Source organism: Pseudomonas sp. WC1 (assembly GCF_050586565.1).
Classification (GTDB): domain Bacteria; phylum Pseudomonadota; class Gammaproteobacteria; order Pseudomonadales; family Pseudomonadaceae; genus Aquipseudomonas.
In genome coordinates this window covers 16205-36509 of sequence record NZ_JBOBDQ010000062.1, presented here as the reverse complement: position 1 = coordinate 36509, position 20305 = coordinate 16205, and the positions used below count along the sequence as shown (strand labels likewise).

Below are 20305 nucleotides of genomic sequence, written 5' to 3'. Positions count from 1 at the left end.
ACCGTGTTCGGGATGAGTTGACCACTACAAACTGCGCCTATGTCAGGCCGGCTTGGGAAGGTAAATGTTGCTTGAGGAGCTGATGGGGGCTATGGAAAACAGGCGTCCAGAGGCTTCGAGGGCGTTTTAGAGGATGTCATCGGACGCAACGGCAGTTGCCTGGCCTCATTGCGGCAAAAGATTTGAGTTTTGTCAGAGGTGTGGCAAAATGCTAAGTCTTGCTCCATCTGGCTAATGGGGGGGTGTGCGCTATCCTCGAGTGCTGATCGAGATTAGCCTGTAGGCGAATACGGATTAATTCAAGGCAGGTAATTGTGGAAAGTCTAGGTGGTGTTTCTCTTTCTCGTCGTGTTGAGTTTGATCTGTTTATTATTGCTCAGACTATTTGGCGGCAGCGCTTGTTGGTTGCGACTGTGGCGTTGGTTTTTACGGCGATGTGCGTGGTCTATGCTTATTTCCTGGCGACGCCTGTTTATCAGGTAAAAAATATATTACGCCCCGCTTCTCAATCCAGTCTAGATGCGTTGAAAAGAACGGGGCTCTACGACGTTTCTCCTGTGTCGGCACTGCTTCGGTTCGGTGCGGCATTGGAGTCATATGATATTCGTAAGGCATTTTACGAGCAGCATCAAGATCTCTTTTCCCCTTACAAGCGCGCTGGGCTCACAGATGAGCAAGTGCTTCGGATGTTTAACACCGAGATGCTTAAGGTTGTAATGCCTGTTACGGAGCGGGACTTTGGGCAGGGGCGTCTGCAAATCACCATGACCTATCCTGAGGGGGTCGATGGTGTTCGTATGCTCAATGACTACGTCGCATTCGTTGTGAAAGGGGAGGAGGAGGCTGTTCGTCACGATGTCGAGAGTACCCGACGTAGTCGAGTGGAGGGATTGGCCTCCCAGATCGATTCCTTGCAAATGGTGTATGAGCACGAAAAAGCTGCGCAGATTGCTAAGTTGCGTGAGCAAAATATCCTTCGGCGTGCGGTTTTGCAGGATGAGCTGGGTGCACTTCGTGTTGAGCTGAAAACGCAGCGGGCCAATCGACTGCATGAGCTGGAAGAGGCCATTGCGGTGGCCAGGTCTTTGGGGCTTAAGCGCCCAACGACTGCATCGCTCCTGGGCGAGTCGGGTATGGCAGCGGGAGGGAATGTCATTCGCACCGAAATCACCAGTCAGAAGGAGCCGCTTTACTTTCTTGGCACGGACGTGCTCGAGGCGGAGCAAGCAATCTTGCGCAAGCGTGATTCTGATGACTTTACCAACCGACGGGTTGCCGAGATACAGAAAGAACTTCAAATGTTGAGTGTTGACCGGCAGATTGAAGTGCTCCAGCGACGTAAAGAGGACGCTTTGTTCGTGGCGGGGACGAGTGCTAAGCGTACGGAGCAGGCGCTTCTCGGAGCACAGGACTCGACATTGGCGGGGTTGCGTCTGGTGGAGGTTGAGCAACCGGCGCTGGCGCCGTCGGAGCCCATCAAGCCGATGAGGCTGATTTTGATTTCTTTTGGAGCGCTTCTGGGTGTGATCGTAGGCGCTATAATGGCTGTTTTGCGACGTTATGCAGCGCTCAGAAGCGTACCGTTTACGTCTGATAGGCCGAAGATTGTGGAGGCTAGCATCCAGGCACTGAAGGCGGTAGATTGAGTCTTCAGTAGCTCATGGTGCCGGGTGGTTGCAAGCCTATTGCCATCTTTTGGTGAAATGATACGAATTTTCTGATGCTCATCTCGGTGTGTCAGTATTGAAATGAATTAGGGTCAGTGCATGAAGAAAGTATTGGTTACCGGCGCAGATGGTTTTATTGGTTCTCATCTGACAGAGCTCCTTGTTCGAGAGGGGTTTGAGGTCAAGGCGCTCTCCCAGTATAACTCCTTCAATTACTGGGGTTGGCTTGAGGATGTGGATTGCCTGGGTCAGGTAGAGATCCTGAATGGTGATGTGCGCGACCCTCATTACTGTAAGCATATTACCAAGGGTGTAGATACTGTTTTTCATCTGGCGGCACTGATTGCGATTCCTTATTCTTATGTGGCCCCCGATAGTTATGTTGATACTAATGTAAAGGGTACGCTTAATATTTGTCAGGCGGCGCTTGATAATGGTGTTGGGCGCGTGATTCACACTTCTACTAGTGAGGTGTATGGAACGGCTCAGTATGTGCCTATTGATGAAAAGCATCCCATCCAGCCGCAGTCGCCCTACAGTGCGTCGAAGATTGGCGCTGATGCCATGGCGATGAGTTTTTTCAATGCTTTTGATCTTCCGCTGACGATAGCGCGCCCCTTCAATACTTATGGGCCACGTCAATCGGCTAGAGCGGTGATCCCGACTATCATTACGCAAATTGCCAGTGGTAAGAAGGAAATAAAGCTGGGTGATGTGTCGCCTACACGCGACTTTAACTATGTGGCTGATACTTGTCGCGGTTTCCTCGAGCTCGCGCAATGCGAGAAGGCTGTCGGAGAGACAGTTAATATAGGCTCGAATTATGAAATCTCAGTGGGTGACACGCTGGAGCTTATTCGTGAGCTGATGCACAGTGATGTTAAGTTCATTACGGATGAGCAACGCTTCCGTCCCGGGAAGTCCGAAGTTTTCCGGCTGTGGTGCGATAATACAAAAATTCGAAATTTGACCGGGTTTGAGCCCGGTTTTTCGATTCGCCAGGGTCTGCAAGAAACAATCGATTGGTTCACTAAGCCAGAGAATCTGGCTAAGTACAAGGCTGATCTTTACAACGTTTGAGGACTGTCCATGTTCGAAGCGCTTATCGGTTTTGTCCGAGATCAGTACGCGACAAACGATTTCATCCCGCTTCATGCTCCCACGTTCACTGGAGCAGAAAAGCAGTACGTGGTTGAGACTGTAGAATCGACTTTCGTTTCCAGTGTCGGCGCATTCGTTGACCGGTTTGAGCGAGACATGGCTGTATACACCGGTTCGCCTCGTGCTGTCGCGACCGTGAATGGTACTGCGGCTCTGCACATTGGCTTGTTGCTGGCTGGTGTCAAGCCTGGCGATCTGGTTATTACTCAGCCGCTCACCTTTGTTGCGACCTGTAATGCGATAGCCTATTGTGGTGCAGAGCCAGTTTTTATTGATGTGGATCGTCATACGCTTGGCCTTTCCCCCGCCGCTGTTGAGGCATGGCTTCACGAGAATGCATTCCGGGATATCGACGGCGTCTGTCGTACACGCACTGGCGGTCGTGTCCTTCGGGCTTGTGTACCTATGCATACCTTCGGTCATCCTGTTGAGCTCGATGCGTTGCTGGACGTTTGTAGTCGTTGGGGCCTGGCTATGGTGGAGGATGCTGCAGAATCGTTAGGCAGTCTCTATAAAGGTCAGCAGACGGGAACGTTTGGCCTGATCGGTACGCTGAGCTTTAATGGCAACAAAATCATAACGACTGGGGGCGGGGGCATGATACTGGCAGGGGAGGCTTTAGCCGTGCGCGCTAAACACCTCACTACGACCGCCAAAGTGCCACATGCTTTCGAATACATGCATGATGAGGTTGGTTACAATTACCGAATGCCCAACATAAATGCCGCTTTGGGGTGTGCGCAACTCGAGCGTTTAGAGGGCTTCATCGCGTCAAAGCGACTGTTGGCTGAGCGTTATCAGGCATTTTTCTCAGAGACCCCGCTAACCTTTGTAGTAGAGCCGGAGGGGTGCCGTTCCAACTATTGGCTGAATGCTGTTTTGTGCCCAGATGTACAGCAGCGTGATGCATTGCTGGAGTACAGCAATCGTTCCGGTGTTATGACGCGGCCCATTTGGCAGCTAATGACTCACTTGCCAGCATATTCTCATTGCCTGCGCGGAGAGTTGCCGAATGCTCAATGGCTGGAGGAGCGTATCGTTAATCTACCCAGTAGTGTTTTGCCGGAGCATGCAGTTTGAAGGTCAAGGTGGCGATTTTCACTGGGACGCGCGCCGAGTACGGATTGCTGCATAGCTTAATGAGCGATGTTAAGGCAAGTGCTCGACTTCAGCTCCAGGTCGTCGTTGGAGGTATGCATCTGTCCCCAGAGTTTGGGGATACATGGAAAGATATCGAGCGTGATGGTTTTCCAATTGATGCAAAAGTAGAGATGCTACTTTCCTCCGATTCGGATGTGGGGGTCGTCAAATCTATAGGTGTAGGCATCTTGGGCTTTGCCGATGCCCTGGATCGCCTTCGTCCAGACGTGCTGGTGGTTCTAGGTGATCGTTTTGAAGCGCTGGCAATCGTTCAGTCTGCGTTGATTATGAAAATACCGGTCGCACACCTCCATGGAGGGGAAGTGACAGAAGGTGCCTATGATGATGCTATTCGTCATGCGATCAGTAAACTATCCTATCTGCACTTTGTATCGGCCGAGCCTTATCGCCAGCGAGTTATTCAGCTGGGTGAGTCCCCCGATCGGGTTTTCAATGTTGGAGCGATTGGGATCGACCACTTGAAGCGTACCCCGTTGATGGGGCGTGATGAGCTTTCCGAAAGCCTCCAGTTTGACCTCTCGCCACCGTTCTTTTTGGTGACGTATCATCCTGTGACATTAGCGGAAGAAAGTCCGGAGCTCAGCTTCAAGGCGCTGCTGGAGGCATTGGATCGTTTTCCTGAGCATAAGGTGATTATCACCTATCCTAATGCTGACAATGGCGGGCGAGCAATCATCCCGATGCTAGAGGCCTATGCTCATCAATCCGCCGGTCGAGTGCTTGCTATTCCGTCGCTTGGTTTCAAGCGTTACCTGAGTGTTGTAGCGTTGGCCGATGCCGTAGTGGGTAACTCTTCTAGCGGTATCATTGAAGTGCCCTCATTTCACGTGCCGACTGTCAATATAGGCGTCAGACAAAAAGGGCGGTTGGCCGCCAAGTCGGTGTTTGACTGCAAGCCAGAGGTCGAAGCTATAGTAGGGGCGTTACGTCATGTTCTGACGGCAGATTTTGAACTGCTTTGTCAGTCAGTTGTAAACCCCTATGGATGCGGTGATGCTTCGAAGCAGATTGTGAGCGCTCTTGAGTGCTTCCAACCCGCCACCATTGTCAAGCCATTTTACGACTTGAGTTAAATTATGAAATTATCGAGTGACCAATCAGTCTTCGTTATTGCTGAAGCCGGTGTCAATCATAATGGCAAGCGCGAGCTGGCATTTGAGTTAATCGATGCCGCTGCGCGGGCAGGTGCGGATGCGGTAAAGTTCCAGACGTTCGATGCCAAGCGGCTTGCTTCGAAATCGGCTCCAAAAGCTAAGTATCAAACACGTAGTACTGACGCCGATGAAAGCCAGTTGGCGATGCTGAGACAGCTCGAACTGCCCCAAGAGTGGCATTATGAATTGCAAGCATATGCGCGATCCCAAGGCATTCAATTTCTTTCTACAGCGTTTGATACGGGGAGTTTGAAATTTCTGACTGAAATGGATTTGCCCGTATTCAAGGTGCCCTCCGGTGAGTTGACAAATGGCCCTCTACTGTGGCAGTTCGCCAAGACTGGAAGGCCGTTGATTCTTTCCACTGGAATGGCAACGCTGAGCGAGGTAGAGCAGGGGCTTGCTATTGTAGCGCATGCGTTGAATGGTGATTCTGAGCCTGGTTGCATGGAGGAAGTCTGGCGCAACTGGAGTCTGCCTTCCAGTCGACTTCGGCTGCAGGGGCATGTCACATTGCTTCATTGCACCTCCCAGTATCCGACTCCGCCCGAAGAGGTTAACCTCTTGGCAATGGATACACTTAGAGCTTTTGGGCTCGCAGTAGGCTATTCGGATCACACAGAGGGCTGTCTTATCCCCATCGCTGCCGTGGCTCGAGGAGCTACAGTGATAGAAAAGCACTTCACTATTGATCGAGGCCTACCAGGACCTGATCACAAGGCATCGTTGGAGCCCCACGAGCTGAGTATGATGGTGAGCCAGATACGCTCATTGCAACTGGCGCTGGGGGATCCCTGTAAAGCACCACAACCCAGTGAGTGGGACACCAGAAAGGCTGCGCGCCAGCAGGTAGTTGCAGCTCGAGATATTGCTGCCGGTAGTGTTATCTCGAGAGACGATCTCACTACTGCTCGTAGCGGCTTCGGATTGCCGCCTACTATGTTGTGGGAGCTGGTGGGCAGCACGAGCAAACGGGCCTTTTTGGCAGGTGAGACTCTGGAAAAATGAAGCCGTTCGCCCATGAGGACATGCCGCTGGTCCTGCTTGGAGCAGGTGGGCATGCAAAGGTGCTAAGGTCACTGATCGATGTTTCTGGGCGAAAGCTCCTTGGGGTTTGCGATCCTAGTCTTGTCCATGCAGGCACGAGTCTCTGGCGAGGAGTCAAGGTGCTAGGAGGAGATGAAGTGCTCGATGGGCTCGACATCTCAAGTGTTGGGTTGGTCAATGGCGTCGGCCAACTCGTTGGCAAGGACCTCCGCCAGCGCATCTATGATAAGGCTCGGGCTTTAGGTTTCGTTTTTCCGCCGCTGATTCATCCCAGTGCATGGGTAGACGAATCGGTCGAGTTAAGCGATGGCGTCCAAATCATGGCGGGGGCCATTGTTCAGCCGGACGTGCGAATAGGGGCGAATTCGACTATCAATACGCGGGCTAGCCTAGATCATGATTGTACCATCGCTTCGCAGGTCCACATTGCCCCTGGGGTTGTTCTGTGTGGTGGCGTGACGGTGGCTCATGGCTCATACGTCGGTAGCGGTGCCACGGTTACACCAGGTGTTGTAGTTGGCGAACATGCAGTGATTGGTGCAGGCACGGTTGTCGTGAGAGACGTGCCGCCTCGCAGCGTCATCAAAGGGCCTTCGGTTTACCCTCGCCCGTTGCGGGAAGGCTGATTTTTCTAGAGAAGGAATGCAATGAAGCAGTGGGAAAAAACGCTTATCAGTCCTGGTTGCACTATTGAAGAGGCGATTGCGACTCTAGATCGTGTTGCTGTTCGTATTGTGATGATTGTAGATGGTCACCGGCAGCTTCTGGGAACTCTCACTGACGGAGATGTAAGGAGGGCACTGCTTAAACAGTGTCCCTTGAACACGCCTGTGCATCAAATCATGTGCACGACACCACGTACTGCTGAGCGCGATTGGGGGAAGGATCGCATCCTGTCAGTGATGGAAAAGTACTCGCTTTTACAGTTGCCTGTGCTGGATGAGCAACGAAGAGTCATTGGCCTGCAAACACTGCATGACTTGCTGAATAAGCCCCGATTAGATAATCCGGTTTTCTTGATGGCCGGTGGTTTTGGTACCCGTTTGCGACCATTGACCCAGCACTGCCCAAAACCTTTGCTCAAGGTCGGAGAAAAACCCATCCTTGAAATCATACTTGAACGGTTTATCAGTGCTGGGTTCCATCGTTTTTTTATTTCGACGCATTACATGCCGGAAATGATTCGAGAACATTTCGGTGATGGAAGCCAGTGGGGAGTTGAGATCCGCTATGTTCATGAAGAGCAGCCTCTAGGCACAGGAGGGGCTTTGGGCCTCCTGCCTCAGGACGAAATCGACATGCCTCTATTCCTGATGAATGGCGATTTGTTGACAACCCTCAATTTCCTGAATTTATTGGATTTCCATGAGGGCAATGGTGCCGTAGCGACCATGTGCGTTCGAGAGTATGAATACACTGTACCCTACGGTGTAGTTGAGAGTGAAGGGCACCGGATTCGATCAATGGTTGAGAAACCGGTTCACAAGTTTTTCATTAATGCGGGGATCTATTTGTTATCTCCTGAGCTTGTGAAGAGCGTAAGACCAGGCACGCATATTGACATGCCAACATTGCTTGAACAGCAGATTGCGCAGCAACATCATGTGAATATGTTCCCTGTCCACGAATATTGGTTGGATATTGGTCGTATGGAAGATTTTCAGCGTGCCCAGCAGGAATTTTCGAGCTTATGACCATTCCTGAGCGTTTTGTCGTCGTGGGCAGTGGGAGTATTGCTCGCCGCCATATGAGCAACATTCGCGCCACCTATCCCGAGGCCTCGATACAGTGTGTTTCCGCGTCGGGTCGTGAGCTGAATATCTCCGAACTTCCGGAGAGTGTCATGGCTTGCCCGTCCCTGGCTCATGCCATTGAAGGCGGGCCGGGTTATGCCATTATCGCATCTCCCGCGCCACTTCACGTTACACAAGCGGCGCTACTATTGTTTGCGGGTTTCACGGTACTAGTGGAAAAGCCTCTGAGTGATTCCCTGATCAACTTCAGAAGCCACGCGGAAACTTTGCGTCTTTATAATGACAAACTCGCAGTGGCCTACAACTTGAGATTCATGCCGTCTGCGGCTGTGGTCAAGGCTGTTGTAGAAAGCACAAGCTTAGGCTCTATTCTCTCTGTCTCGAGCGAGGTGGGCCAGTACCTTCCTGATTGGCGTCCAGGTAGTGATTATCGGAAGAATGTTTCTGCGCAGCGAGCGCTGGGCGGGGGCGCACTGTTGGAACTGAGTCATGAGCTCGATTATTTACAGTGGTTATTTGGACGGATTGAGTCTGTTTATTGTCATGCGCGGACATCCGGTCGTTTACAGCTTGATGTCGAGGACACTGTAGATGCACTGATGAGAACCCAAGAGGGTTACATCGTGAATTTACACATGGACTTCCTGCAGCGAGCGCCTGTTCGGCGGTGTAAGATCGTAGCGGAAAATGCGACGCTGGAGTGGGATATCCTCGAAAATCGAGTTGTATTGAGAAACGGTGGTGGGGTAGATAGCGTTCTTCATGATGATCCGGAGTATGACCGTAATCAAATGTATGTTGACGAACTGAATGCGTTCGTTGATATGGCACATGGCAGGCGGGCACCTTGGGTTACCTTGGAGCAAGGCATTGAAACTCTCAGGCTCGTAGAGGCGCTAAAACAGTCCTCTACAACAAGTTCTGTCATCGTCATGAGGGAGTTTCAATGACTAGGGTATACGCATTCGTTTTTGCACGGGGAAACTCCAAAGGGTTGTCCGGAAAAAACATCAAGCTCCTTGGCGGCAAACCGCTGCTGGCAAGATCTATTGAGGTTGCCAAAGCGCTGCCTCAAATAAGCAAGGTATTTGTATCCACTGACTGTGAAGCGATCGCCTCTGTCGCCAGGCAGTATGGTGCAGAAGTCATTGAGCGCCCTGACGAACTGGCAACCGATCATGCCTCTGAGTGGCACGCCTGGCAGCACGCAATACGCTACTTAGAAAGTAGAGGTGAACACTTCGACCTTTTTGTGAGCTTGCCGGCTACCAGCCCGCTGCGTAGCAAGGAGGACGTGTTACGTTGTCTTGAGGCTGTAAAAGCTGAGGTTGATGTGGTGGTTACCGTTACCGAAGCGGCACGGAGCCCATATTTTAATATGGTGGTGCGTGATGATGAGGGACTCAGCTCTCTCGTGTGCGCTGATAGGACATTTCATCGTCGTCAAGATGCACCAAAAGTCTATGACATGACCACGGTTGCTTATGTCGTCCGGCCTGAATTTGTTCTTCAGCAAGAAAAACTTTTCGCAGGTACTGTCAGTTCAGTTATCGTTCCGCGAGAGCGGGCTGTCGATATAGACGATATCTATGATTTTAAATTGGCCGAGATATTTCTCGCGGAAGCGGAACTGAAGAATGTTGAATAATAAGAAAATTCTGGTAGCAGGCGCTGCTGGATTGTTGGGAAGTAGCTTGGTATGCCGGTTGCTGGACGAAGGTGCCCAGGTTGTGGCTGTCGATCTGGAGGAAGCGCGACTGCTTGATCGTTTGAGCGCGTCCGGCTATTCAACCAATCCGGGATTGACAGTATGCGCCATGGACATTGGCAGGAAAGCCGATGTTGTTGATTTTTTCAGTAATACCCGTGGGCTGGATGGCGCAGTAAACTGTGCCTACCCGCGCAACAAGCAGTACGGTCGAGGCTTCTTCGAGGTGGAGCTGGAGGACTTTAATGATAATGTTTCGATGCACCTTGGTTCGTCATTCTTATTTATTCAGGAATGTGCGCGCTACTTCAAGCGGAGTCAGCGGGAGTTTTCGCTTGTAAATATTTCGTCCGTATATGGTGTCATTCCGCCGAAGTTTGAAGTATATGAAGGGACGCCAATGACCATGCCGGTGGAGTACGCCGCGATAAAGTCGGCATTGATCCACCTGAGCAAATACGTGACCACATTTGTTGCTGATAGCCGTTTCCGCTCTAATTGTGTAAGTCCGGGTGGTATTCGCGATAAGCAACCTGAGGCGTTTCTGAGTCGATATAAAAGTTCTTGTCTGGGGAAAGGAATGCTGGATATCGAAGATGTGCTTGGAACTATTGTGTTCTTGCTCTCTGATCAGTCGCGCTATGTGAATGGGCAAAATATTGTAGTAGATGACGGCTTTACATTGTGACCGTCCAAGGTTGAGCCTAATGAGTCGCATAAATAACACACCTGAGCTTGTAATATTGCGCAAGGATGTTCTGCGTAAATGATACTAGTTACCATACTGTTTATATTGTTTTCCTTTGTTCTTTTCAGGAACAAGAGGATCATATGTCCGTCTAATGTCGTCTTTGGTAATTATTTTTTATATCTAGTATTTCCCGCGACACTCTTTTATGTCCTGGAGTGGTTGTCTTGGGATTACGTATTGCCATGGGGGAAGATGAACGATTGGAGCAAGGTTTCGCAGGAGGCGATACTTTCCTATTTATACGTTTTTACCTTGTTTTTCTATTTTGTTCGGTTGTTGGAAGTGTTGCTGGACAGTGTCGAAAAAGTGGATGTTGTCTACAGTTATCGGGCGAGGCCTTATGCAATATTTGTTTGCGCGCTTGCTTTGCTGTTGGGCTGTTTCTATTTTCTCCAGGTGACAGGAGGGTTGGAAGCCTGGGTGGGTGACTATAGCGAAACTTACCTTTCGAAGAAAAAGGGATATGGGGTCGTTAATTATCTACTTATCATGTGGTCCAATTTCCTGGCTTTTTGGCTTGGGTTCTATTGCCGTACTACGGGGCGCCGCAGTGTGGTGCTTTTTGTGTTTGTGGTAATGGTGCTTGCCTTCTGTGCCTACTTGCAGGGTGTCAAGAGCAGAATATTTCTATTTGGAATCTTCTTTAGCCTCCCTTGGTTGGCTGTTGCCAGGCTTAACCTTCGGCAAGGTGCGTTTTTGTTCTTCGGTTTTGTTTTTTTGTTTTCTGGGGCCATGTATGTGCGATCCAATGGCTTTTATAGTACGCCGGAGATGTTGCTTGAGTACTTCTTGACTTACTTTAATACTATATTTCTGCATGATAGTATTTTGAGGGATATGTCACCCGAGTACTTCATGACCATGGGGTATCCTGTTAACAAGTGGCTGACGTTTGTCGGTGTCCCTTCGCCTGACTATCTTCATGACATTAGTCGGTGGCTGACTTCTATTTATTTTCCATCGCAATGGTTTGACGAGTCTGCGACTCAGCAGTGGCCGATTGAGACTGAGTTGTATCTAAACTACGGTGCATACATATTCTGGTTTATTCCGATTTTCGTCTATTCGGTCTTCATCTGTACCCTGTATGCCCTTAGGTTTAAAGGTGGTCCGGTTTTCTTGTTTATCTTCATGTCTGAGATTTTCTTGTTTTTGAGTATGTTCAGAGGCAGTATGCTGCAGTGGATTGCGTTGTTTAATTTTGGCTTTTATATATTTATCATGTTAGCCCAGCGTGTGATGTTCACCAGGTCTGCTACCGCCTAGGGTCTGTACGAAATATGTCTGCGCGAAGGCAAGACAAGGCGAAACGGGGGAGGAAGTGGAGTGTACTGGAGTACATGAGCATTCCGAGCCCCGTTTCAACGTAGTATGGGCGAGTGCAGATACATTTCGTACAGGGCCTAGCTGACTGAGGGCGTGATCAAGATTAGGATGGGGTGTGAGCGTGTATAGGTTTGTCAATATTGGGTTGCGCGCTGTTACATTGCTGAGTAAGTTTTTGCTGGTGTTTTTTTTGGCGCGATATCTAGCAGCTGACGCTGTCGGGATGTATGGGTTGTTGGCTGCAACGATTGGCTACGGTATATATGTAGTTGGTTTTGAATTTTATACCTATGCCAATCGTGAGTTGATAGGGTTGCAGCCGAGTCAATTATTATGTGTGATTCGCGATCAGTTTGTACTATATGCCATTATCTATCTGTTTTTTTTACCAGTCCTAGGGTTTGTCTTCCTTCAGGGTTGGCTTCCGTTCGAGTATTTTTTCGTTTTTATCATTCTGCTGTTGTTTGAGCACGTCGCTCAAGAGGCCAATCGGATTCTCGTGGCCATTTCCAGGCCGTTGCTGGCTAGCGTAGTTTTGTTTGTTCGAAGCGGTATTTGGTGTTTTATCGTTATCGCCTGTATGGCATGGGATTCGGCTTTTCGCAATCTTGGCTTTGTACTTTTAAGTTGGCTTCTGTGTTGTGTTATTGCTTGCCTCGTTGCGGCTGTATCAGTTTTTCGAGTGTGTGGGGTAATACAGTGGAGGCCTATCAGATGGGCATGGGTGAGGCGAGGTGTATATGTCGCAATCCCATTCCTGCTTGCGAGTCTGGCGATTAGAGGTATATATACGTTTGATCGTTATTGGGTTGAGCACCTGGCCGGTTTGGAGGTCTTGGGTGCTTATACTTTGTACGTTGGCATATCAACTGCAATCCTTTCGTTTCTGGACGCTGGAGTTGTAGTTTTTTTCATGCCGCGGTTGGTGCACGCGGTCAAGATGCGTGATTTTCCAGCGTTTCGAAGCGGAATGCGCTCATTGGCATCGAATGTCGTGATCGTCGTGCTTGTGCTGGCAGTGCTATGCTGGGGCGGGAGTTTTTTTGTCGTCAACTGGTTGTCTTCACCTGTCTACAGTCAGCAACTCAATATCTTGTATTGGTTGCTGCTGGCAAGTGTCTTCTATGGGTTGAGCACTGTTCCGCATCTCGGGTTGTATGCATTGGGGAAAGATCGGCATTTGATGTACTCTCAGTTGGTTGGTTTGGCGGTCTTCGTAGGTGTTTCCTATGCGTTTGGTACTACGTTTGGTGCTGTCTCGGTGGCCTGGGCGATGGCATCGGCATTTTTTGTTGTATTGCTTTGGAAGAGCGTGGTGTACTTCAGTCAACTTAATAAGGTGGTCTGATTTCGTGTTGTGTATATTTATAGTTAATCGTGCGGGGCGGGTGAATAGGTGTGGCTAGAATAGAAAAAAAACTGCTCATCGAATATCTGTTAGCTACTAAAAACGAAATTGCAGTTGATCGTAGTGTTTACGCGCTTGCTGGTATTTTACCTGAGCAGCTGGGTTGCGCGCCTCGACCCAGTAAATTGCTGAGTGTTAGTCGTCGGAGCTTGCTGCTGAGCACTGCCATGAAAGCGATTCGTGTCCTGTGGAGTAATGGGGGCGCGGTTTTATTTTTTATGCTGCAATGGCGGGCTCTACGTTCGAAAGTTGCCAAGGAAATAGTGGCTGAGCCGCCTAGGTGTGATTGCTATACCGTCTGTTATTCATCCCGTGCTATGGATTTAATAACGCCTCAGCTGCTTGGTCAGGAACTCCATAAAATAACCTTGCCCTGGATAGAGTCAAGGCATGATGGTGGCAGCACGTTGAGCGTTCTGAAATTGCTCAATCAAAGTGATTTGAGAAATGCTTTTATCCATTCGGTGGTGGCCTCGCGAAAGTTAAGGGCATCAAAAAAATATTCCTGCTGGTCATTACAGAGCTATACAGCCTTCCGCTGGTTTTGTGTCAGGTTGGCCTTGAGACGGCTCAGCGCAAAAAAACTAATAATTTCTGAGCACTATGATCGATGGGCAGTTCTGTCTGATCGCGTGGTCTTGGAGGCCTGTAGAAATGATTTTAGTGATGACTCTGGCCTGGTAATGGTTCAACACGGTGCGTTGGTCTCCTTAGGGAGTAACAAGCTATCTGCCTCCAATGAGTTTTCGGTGAAGCTGGCTTATCGCTTGCGAAGTGTTACTAGGCTCTATGCGTTCAATGAAGATGCTGTTGCCACGTTCGAGACGTCTATTCTGTCAGCTCTTTCCCCACGTCGTGCGGTCGGTGCGTGCTTTTACTCACCCGCATTAAAGTTGGCCAAAGTCGCGCCTACAAGCTTGCCGTCACTCTTGTTTGTAGGGCATCCGTTGTGTGAAGAACTGCATATTCAGATCCTTCAGGCGATAGGACCGGAGGTCCAGAGTTTTTATAAGCCACACCCCGCCAACCCAGCAACGAAGCGTATTGGCTCGATTGGGTGGAATGTGATCACGCAAAAAGATGTTTTTCCTGATGTCGACCTTCTCATATCATACCCCTCCACTTTGGTGGCAGAGTACGAAGGGATGCACATTCCTGCTATCATCCATCCCCTCAACATGCCTCCCGCAGAGGCTGGCGAACTGATTGCATCGATCAGGCGAAGCATCGCCTTGGCAGCTAAGCGCTAGGAGGCGCACACGGATGACTGTTTTTCGGGGATACGAGCAGTGACTAGTAGCTACAAGATTTGCACACGTTGCATCATGGACACGTCCGATCCCAATATTCGTTTTGATGATCGTGGTGTTTGCGAGTATTGTCAAAACTTTGACGATCAGATTCTGCCGAACTGGCATACCGACCAGCGCGGCGAGGCAGAGCTCCAGCGCCTCGCCCAGCTGATCAAGAAAGACGGCCAAGGCAAGGAGTTTGATTGCATCATTGGGCTCAGCGGTGGTCTGGACAGCTCCTATGTCAGTTACGTTGCGAAAGAAAAGATGGGCTTGCGGCCGCTGCTTTTCCATGTCGATGCGGGCTGGAATACTGACCAAGCTGTGGGGAATATTGAAAAGCTGGTTGATGGTCTTGGTCTGGAGCTCTATACCGAGGTGATCAATTGGGAAGAAATGAAAGATTTGCAAACAGCATTTCTTAAATCTCAGATTCCTGATCAGGATCTCCCGCAGGATGCGGCGTTCTTCTCGGCGCTCTATAAATTCGCACGCGCGCACAAGATTAAATATGTGCTCACGGGTGGTAACTTCTCGACTGAATGCTGCCGAGAGCCTGAAGAGTGGGGCGGCTACCCAGGTATCGATAAGCGTTTGTTCAATAGTATTCACGGGCTATTCGGTGGGCGGGCAATGAGGTCGTTCCCACTTGTCGATATTTTGATGTATAAGATTTTTTATCGGTACGTACTTGGGATGCAAGTTGTCAGGCCACTAAACTTGGTGCCTTACATTAAGAAGGAGGCGGAGGAGACGCTTGAGCAGCTTTATGGTTGGCAGCCTTTCCAGCACAAGCATCATGAGTCACGGTTTACTCGTTTTTATGAAGATTACTGGATGCCCAGGAAGTTCGGCTATGAAAAGCGTCGTGCGCATTTCTCCAGCCTGATCATGACAGGGCAGATGACGCGTGAAAATGCGCTTGAGCGAATTGCCAGGCCAGAGATGGATCAGCAATTTCTGGCGAGCGAATTCGAGTATGTCGCCAACAAGCTGGATCTGTCTGTTGAGGAGTTGCAGACTATTTTCGAAGGCGAGAACAAGACATTCCGAGACTACAAGAATAAGCACTTTTTGATCGGGGTGGGCGCCCGGGTAATGAATATGCTGGGGCTTGAAAGAAGGCTGTTCAGATGATAACCATCATTGATTATGGGCTGGGCAACATTCAAGCTTTCGTCAATGTCTATCGGCGCTTGCATATCCCGGTGCGGGTAGCGAGTGATCAAGATGCGCTAGCCGGGGCGAAGAAGCTGATTCTTCCTGGCGTTGGCGCCTTTGATCATGCGATGCAGCGCTTCAATGATTCGGGTATGCGAACTCAGGTGGAGGCGTTGGTTCATCGCGATAAGGTACCGGTGCTGGGTATTTGCGTTGGGATGCAGATGCTTGCCGATAGTAGTGAGGAGGGCACATTGCCGGGCCTTGGCTGGGTGCCTGGGAAGGTTCGTTCATTTCGTTCCGTCGCCGGGCTGGAGCGCATGGCCTTGCCGCATATGGGATGGAATGATGTCAATCCCGTTGGTACGTGCCCGCTATTTGACGATCTCGAGGATCACATTCGCTATTATTTCCTGCACTCCTTTTATTTCGAATGCCAGGATCCCGCGCATATTATCGCACAGTCTCAGTATGGGTTGGGCTTTAGTTGTGCGGTGGCGGCAGATAATGTCTACGGTGTCCAATTCCATCCTGAAAAAAGTCATCACTTTGGGGTTGGTCTTCTGAAAAAATTTGCGGAACTCTGACATGCTGAGGCCTCGTATAATTCCCTGCCTGTTGATGCAGGACGGCGGGTTAGTCAAAACGGTACGTTTTAAAGACCCAAAGTACGTAGGGGATCCAATTAATGCCGTAAAGATTTTCAACGAAAAAGAAGCGGATGAGCTGATCGTTCTTGATATTGACGCTACTGTTAATGGCCGTGCTCCCGATCACCGGAAAATCGCTAATCTGGCAGCAGAGTGCAGAATGCCGCTGTGCTACGGTGGTGGTATCCATACTCCTGAGCAGGCGCGCGCTATTATCGCGTTGGGTGTCGAGAAAGTGGCCATCAGTGCGGCGGCTATTGAAGATACGAGCTTGGTTACTCGCATCGCCGAAGAGATCGGAAGTCAAAGTGTCGTGGTGGTCCTTGATCACAAGCAGCGTATGTTGAGCAAGCAACACGATGTCTGGACACACAATGGCACACGGAACTCCAAGCGGAGCCTCCTTGATGTGGCCAGAGAAATGGAGGCAGCTGGAGCGGGGGAGATTGTAATAAACTCCATTGATCTTGATGGCCGGATGAAGGGTTATGACGTTACGCTTGCTACCCAGCTGAGAAGTCATGTAAATATCCCTGTCACCATTCTGGGCGGATGTGGATCCTTGCAAGACATGCATAGCCTCGTTGCTGCCTGTGGGGTTGTCGGGGTCGCGGCTGGTAGCTTTTTTGTGTTTAAGGGGAACTACCGAGCTGTGTTGATCAGTTATCCGAGCGCAAGGCAAAAAGACGAAATGATTTTTTCAGCCCTTGATCAACGGTAGTGCTGGGATCGTCTGCATTCAATTCGGGAATAATTATGTTTAGCGGAAAGAAACTTCTCATCTCTGGCGGTACCGGTTCCTTTGGCAACGCGGTGCTCAAGCGCTTCCTCGATACGGATATTGCTGAAATCCGCATTTTCAGCCGTGATGAGAAGAAGCAGGATGACATGCGTAAGCGCTACGCTAATAGCAAATTAAAGTTCTATATCGGCGATGTGCGAGATTATCAAAGCATCCTTAATGCTACCCGTGGTGTCGATTATATATTCCATGCCGCTGCACTGAAACAGGTGCCCTCGTGCGAATTTCATCCGATGGAAGCGGTCAAGACCAACGTGATTGGCACCGAGAACTTGCTGGAGGCCTCGATCCAGAACGAGGTGCGCCGCGTTGTTTGCCTCAGTACCGACAAAGCGGTCTATCCGATCAATGCGATGGGTATCTCCAAGGCCATGATGGAAAAGGTCATGGTTGCCAAGTCGCGAAACGTTGACGAAAGCAAAACAGTTATTTGCGGTACACGCTATGGCAATGTAATGGCCTCGCGCGGTTCTGTCATCCCGTTGTTTGTCGATCAGATCAGGCAGGGGCAGGCGCTTTCGATCACCGATCCGAATATGACCCGCTTCATGATGACGCTTGCCGATGCGGTCGACCTGGTGCTGTATGCTTTTGAGCACGGTAACAACGGTGACCTGTTCGTCCAGAAGGCCCCGGCAGCGACTGTGCAAGTGTTGGCTAAGGCGTTGGCCGAATTGATAGGCCAACCGGATCACCCTATCCAGGTAATTGGTACTCGCCACGGCGAGAAACTATACGAAGCGCTACTGAGCCGTGAAGAAATGGCGTGCGCCGAAGACATGGGCAATTACTTCCGGATTCCACCTGATCTGCGCGATCTGAATTACAGCAAATTTGTCGAGCACGGTGAAGAAAAAATTTCTCATACCGAAGACTATAATTCGCATAACACCGAACGCCTTGATATCGCAGGCATGCAAAAGCTGCTGTTAAAGCTGGACTTTATTCGTGCCATTCAGCGTGGTGAGCACGCCACGCCGGAGGAGTGACTGATGAAGGTCCTGATCACGGGTGTCAATGGTTTTATTGGCAAGAACCTGGAAAGTCATCTACGAGAGCGTCAGCATGTTGAAGTGCTGCGCTGCGTGCGTGATGACCTGTGCGGTCTGAGAGCCCAGGTGGCTGAGGCAGACTGTATTTTCCACTTCGCGGGGGTTAACCGTCCTCAGGATCCCGCCGAGTTTACGCGTGGTAATAGCGATTTTACCCAAGTGCTCTGTGATGCGCTCCGCGATTGTGGAAAATGTATACCCGTAGTCTATAGCTCTTCGATACAAGCCGACCGTGATAACGCTTACGGTAACAGTAAGCGTGCTGCCGAAGCTGCGTTGCAGGTACTCGCTTCTCAGCAGGCAATACAGTTGCACGTCTTGCGTTTGCCTAATGTGTTTGGTAAGTGGGCGCGGCCAAACTACAATTCTGCGGTCGCTACCTTCTGTCACAATATCGCCCGAGATCTGCCGATTCAGATCAATGATAAACAGGCCCCTCTGGAGTTGGTGTACATTGACGATGTCGTACGTCATTGCCTGGCGATTCTCGATGGCGCAGTCATTGACGGAAATACCCAGGTTCAGCCTGTCTACTCGACGACGGTGGGTGCGCTTGCCGAGCAGTTGCTGGCCTTCCGCGATAGCCGTACCACGCTGGTGACCGAGCGCGTGGGTACAGGCCTCGTACGCGCGCTGTATTCCACCTACCTGAGCTACTTGCCCGAGCAGTCCTTTACTTACGAAGTGCCCGCGCACAGTGACCCTCGCGGTGTGTTTGTGGAAATGTTGAAGACACCGGATTCGGGGCAGTTCTCCTATTTCACAGCGCATCCTGGGGTCACCCGAGGTGGCCACTATCATCACTCGAAAACCGAAAAATTTCTTGTGATCAAGGGGCATGCCAGTTTCCGCTTCCGGAATATTATTTCCGGCGATTTTTATGAGTTGCAAACAACGGGTGAGAAACCCGTAATCGTCGAGACAGTTCCAGGATGGACGCATGACATCACGAACATTGGCGATGACGAAATGATCGTAATGTTGTGGGCCAATGAAATTTTTGACCGTGAACAACCGGATACGTACGCATTGCCTGTGTGTTCGTGATGTCGATTGATCAGGAGGTTGAGGTTGTATGAAAAAGCTGAAGGTTGTTACCGTCGTCGGGACCCGTCCGGAGATCATTCGTCTGTCCCGAGTGATGAGTGCACTAGATCAACATTGTGATCATGTTCTTATTCATACCGGACAGAATTATGATTACGAATTGAACGAGATATTCTTCCAGGATTTGGGTATCCGCAAACCAGATCATTTCCTCAATGCTGCTGGCAGCAGCGGCTGCGAGACCATTGGTAATGTGATAATTGCGGTGGATCGAGTGTTGGCCGAGGTGAATCCCGAGGCTTTGTTGGTTTTAGGTGATACCAATAGCTGCATGGCTGTCATTCCTGCCAAGCGCCGTAAAATTCCTACTTTCCACATGGAGGCGGGAAATCGCTGCTTCGATATGCGGGTACCGGAAGAAATCAATCGGCGTATCGTAGACCACACGGCCGATATCAACCTTACCTACAGCGCCATCGCCCGTGATTATCTTTTGCGCGAAGGTTTGCCGCCAGACCGCGTGATAAAGACTGGCAGCCCGATGTTCGAGGTGCTTGATCATTACCGTCAGGGGATCGATGCATCGGACGTATTGGCTCGCCTTGGCTTGGAGCCGGGTAAGTTTTTTGTTGTTAGCGCCCATCGTGAAGAAAATATCGATTCTGATAAAAACTTCTTGAAGCTGGTTGAGGTACTGAATACAGTTGCCCTGCAGTTTAATTTGCCGGTCATTGTGTCGACTCACCCACGTACACAGAAGCGCGTTGACGCCATGGGCGTTACGTTCCACTCAAATGTTCGCTTGTTGAAGCCTCTGGGTTTTAAAGATTACAACAAGCTGCAACTTGAGGCCAAAGCAGTGCTTTCGGACAGTGGCACGATCAGTGAGGAGGCTTCTATCCTGAACTTCCCAGCTCTGAACATTCGTGAGGCCCACGAGCGCCCCGAAGGCATGGAGGAAGGAGCTGTGATGATGGTCGGGCTCGAGGTGGAGCGGGTCCTGCAGGGCTTGAGCATTCTCGATAGCCAGGCACGTGGGGATGAGCGGAGCCTGCGCCTGGTGGCTGACTACAGCATGCCAAATGTTTCGAGCAAAGTTGTTCGCATTCTTCATAGTTATACCGATTATGTGAACCGTACTGTATGGAAGCGTTACTGAACTGA

At 50.3% G+C, this 20305-nt stretch carries 19 protein-coding genes; all 19 read left to right on the top strand.

Annotated elements, in window-relative coordinates; translation table 11 throughout:
- Positions 1–314: 314 nt before the first annotated feature.
- Entirely contained in the window at positions 315–1646 is a 1332-nt protein-coding gene (locus ACQ4OD_RS22525) for a Wzz/FepE/Etk N-terminal domain-containing protein (protein WP_198754616.1), read from the top strand.
- Between the two features lie 120 nt (positions 1647–1766).
- Positions 1767–2747 (top strand): NAD-dependent 4,6-dehydratase LegB, encoded by a 981-nt coding sequence (locus ACQ4OD_RS22520; protein ID WP_198754617.1) that lies wholly within the window; start codon positions 1767–1769, stop codon positions 2745–2747.
- Positions 2748–2756: 9 nt separating this feature from the next.
- Complete coding sequence (locus tag ACQ4OD_RS22515) at positions 2757–3908, top strand: LegC family aminotransferase (protein WP_139672850.1); 1152 nt, start codon at positions 2757–2759, stop codon at positions 3906–3908.
- Positions 3905–5062 carry a UDP-N-acetylglucosamine 2-epimerase gene (neuC, locus tag ACQ4OD_RS22510; protein ID WP_198754618.1) on the top strand — a complete coding sequence of 386 codons (1158 nt, stop codon included), beginning with the start codon at positions 3905–3907 and terminating at the stop codon, positions 5060–5062. The genes ACQ4OD_RS22515 and neuC overlap by 4 nt, the downstream gene beginning before the upstream one ends.
- Before the next feature lie 3 nt (positions 5063–5065).
- Positions 5066–6151 carry an N-acetylneuraminate synthase gene (gene neuB, locus ACQ4OD_RS22505; protein WP_139672845.1) on the top strand — a complete coding sequence of 362 codons (1086 nt, stop codon included), beginning with the start codon at positions 5066–5068 and terminating at the stop codon, positions 6149–6151.
- Positions 6148–6816, top strand: coding sequence for an acetyltransferase (locus ACQ4OD_RS22500; protein ID WP_139672840.1), 669 nt, complete (start codon positions 6148–6150; stop codon positions 6814–6816). Before neuB ends, ACQ4OD_RS22500 begins: the two co-directional genes overlap by 4 nt.
- Positions 6817–6837: 21 nt before the next feature.
- Positions 6838–7884 carry a nucleotidyltransferase family protein gene (locus ACQ4OD_RS22495; RefSeq protein ID WP_139672837.1) on the top strand — a complete coding sequence of 349 codons (1047 nt, stop codon included), beginning with the start codon at positions 6838–6840 and terminating at the stop codon, positions 7882–7884.
- Complete coding sequence (locus tag ACQ4OD_RS22490) at positions 7881–8894, top strand: Gfo/Idh/MocA family protein (protein WP_198754619.1); 1014 nt, start codon at positions 7881–7883, stop codon at positions 8892–8894. The genes ACQ4OD_RS22495 and ACQ4OD_RS22490 overlap by 4 nt, the downstream gene beginning before the upstream one ends.
- On the top strand, positions 8891–9592 hold the full coding sequence (locus ACQ4OD_RS22485) for a cytidylyltransferase domain-containing protein (protein WP_430944957.1): 702 nt from the start codon (positions 8891–8893) through the stop codon (positions 9590–9592). The genes ACQ4OD_RS22490 and ACQ4OD_RS22485 overlap by 4 nt, the downstream gene beginning before the upstream one ends.
- On the top strand, positions 9582–10340 hold the full coding sequence (locus ACQ4OD_RS22480; RefSeq protein ID WP_198754620.1) for an oxidoreductase: 759 nt from the start codon (positions 9582–9584) through the stop codon (positions 10338–10340). The genes ACQ4OD_RS22485 and ACQ4OD_RS22480 overlap by 11 nt, the downstream gene beginning before the upstream one ends.
- 255 nt (positions 10341–10595) lie before the next feature.
- On the top strand, positions 10596–11669 hold the full coding sequence (locus tag ACQ4OD_RS22475) for a hypothetical protein (RefSeq protein WP_198754621.1): 1074 nt from the start codon (positions 10596–10598) through the stop codon (positions 11667–11669).
- Positions 11670–11844: 175 nt separating this feature from the next.
- A complete protein-coding gene (locus tag ACQ4OD_RS22470) occupies positions 11845–13077 on the top strand; it encodes a lipopolysaccharide biosynthesis protein (protein ID WP_177486050.1) in 1233 nt (410 codons plus the stop codon).
- A gap of 50 nt (positions 13078–13127) precedes the next feature.
- The gene (locus tag ACQ4OD_RS22465; RefSeq protein ID WP_430944956.1) at positions 13128–14387 is read left to right on the top strand and encodes a hypothetical protein; all 1260 of its coding nucleotides are present in this window, start codon (positions 13128–13130) and stop codon (positions 14385–14387) included.
- A 39-nt stretch (positions 14388–14426) separates the two neighbouring features.
- Positions 14427–15566 (top strand): N-acetyl sugar amidotransferase, encoded by a 1140-nt coding sequence (locus ACQ4OD_RS22460; protein ID WP_256659323.1) that lies wholly within the window; start codon positions 14427–14429, stop codon positions 15564–15566.
- Positions 15563–16177 carry an imidazole glycerol phosphate synthase subunit HisH gene (gene hisH, locus ACQ4OD_RS22455; RefSeq protein ID WP_139672817.1) on the top strand — a complete coding sequence of 205 codons (615 nt, stop codon included), beginning with the start codon at positions 15563–15565 and terminating at the stop codon, positions 16175–16177. The genes ACQ4OD_RS22460 and hisH overlap by 4 nt, the downstream gene beginning before the upstream one ends.
- Before the next feature lies 1 nt (position 16178).
- The gene (locus tag ACQ4OD_RS22450) at positions 16179–16961 is read left to right on the top strand and encodes an AglZ/HisF2 family acetamidino modification protein (protein WP_139672813.1); all 783 of its coding nucleotides are present in this window, start codon (positions 16179–16181) and stop codon (positions 16959–16961) included.
- A gap of 35 nt (positions 16962–16996) precedes the next feature.
- Positions 16997–18031 carry a polysaccharide biosynthesis protein gene (locus ACQ4OD_RS22445; protein ID WP_139672811.1) on the top strand — a complete coding sequence of 345 codons (1035 nt, stop codon included), beginning with the start codon at positions 16997–16999 and terminating at the stop codon, positions 18029–18031.
- 3 nt (positions 18032–18034) lie between these two features.
- Complete coding sequence (gene wbjC / locus ACQ4OD_RS22440) at positions 18035–19141, top strand: UDP-2-acetamido-2,6-beta-L-arabino-hexul-4-ose reductase (RefSeq protein WP_139672808.1); 1107 nt, start codon at positions 18035–18037, stop codon at positions 19139–19141.
- Positions 19142–19169: 28 nt separating this feature from the next.
- Positions 19170–20300, top strand: a complete 1131-nt coding sequence (gene wecB, locus ACQ4OD_RS22435; protein ID WP_139672805.1) for a non-hydrolyzing UDP-N-acetylglucosamine 2-epimerase — start codon at positions 19170–19172, stop codon at positions 20298–20300.
- Positions 20301–20305: the final 5 nt, after the last annotated feature.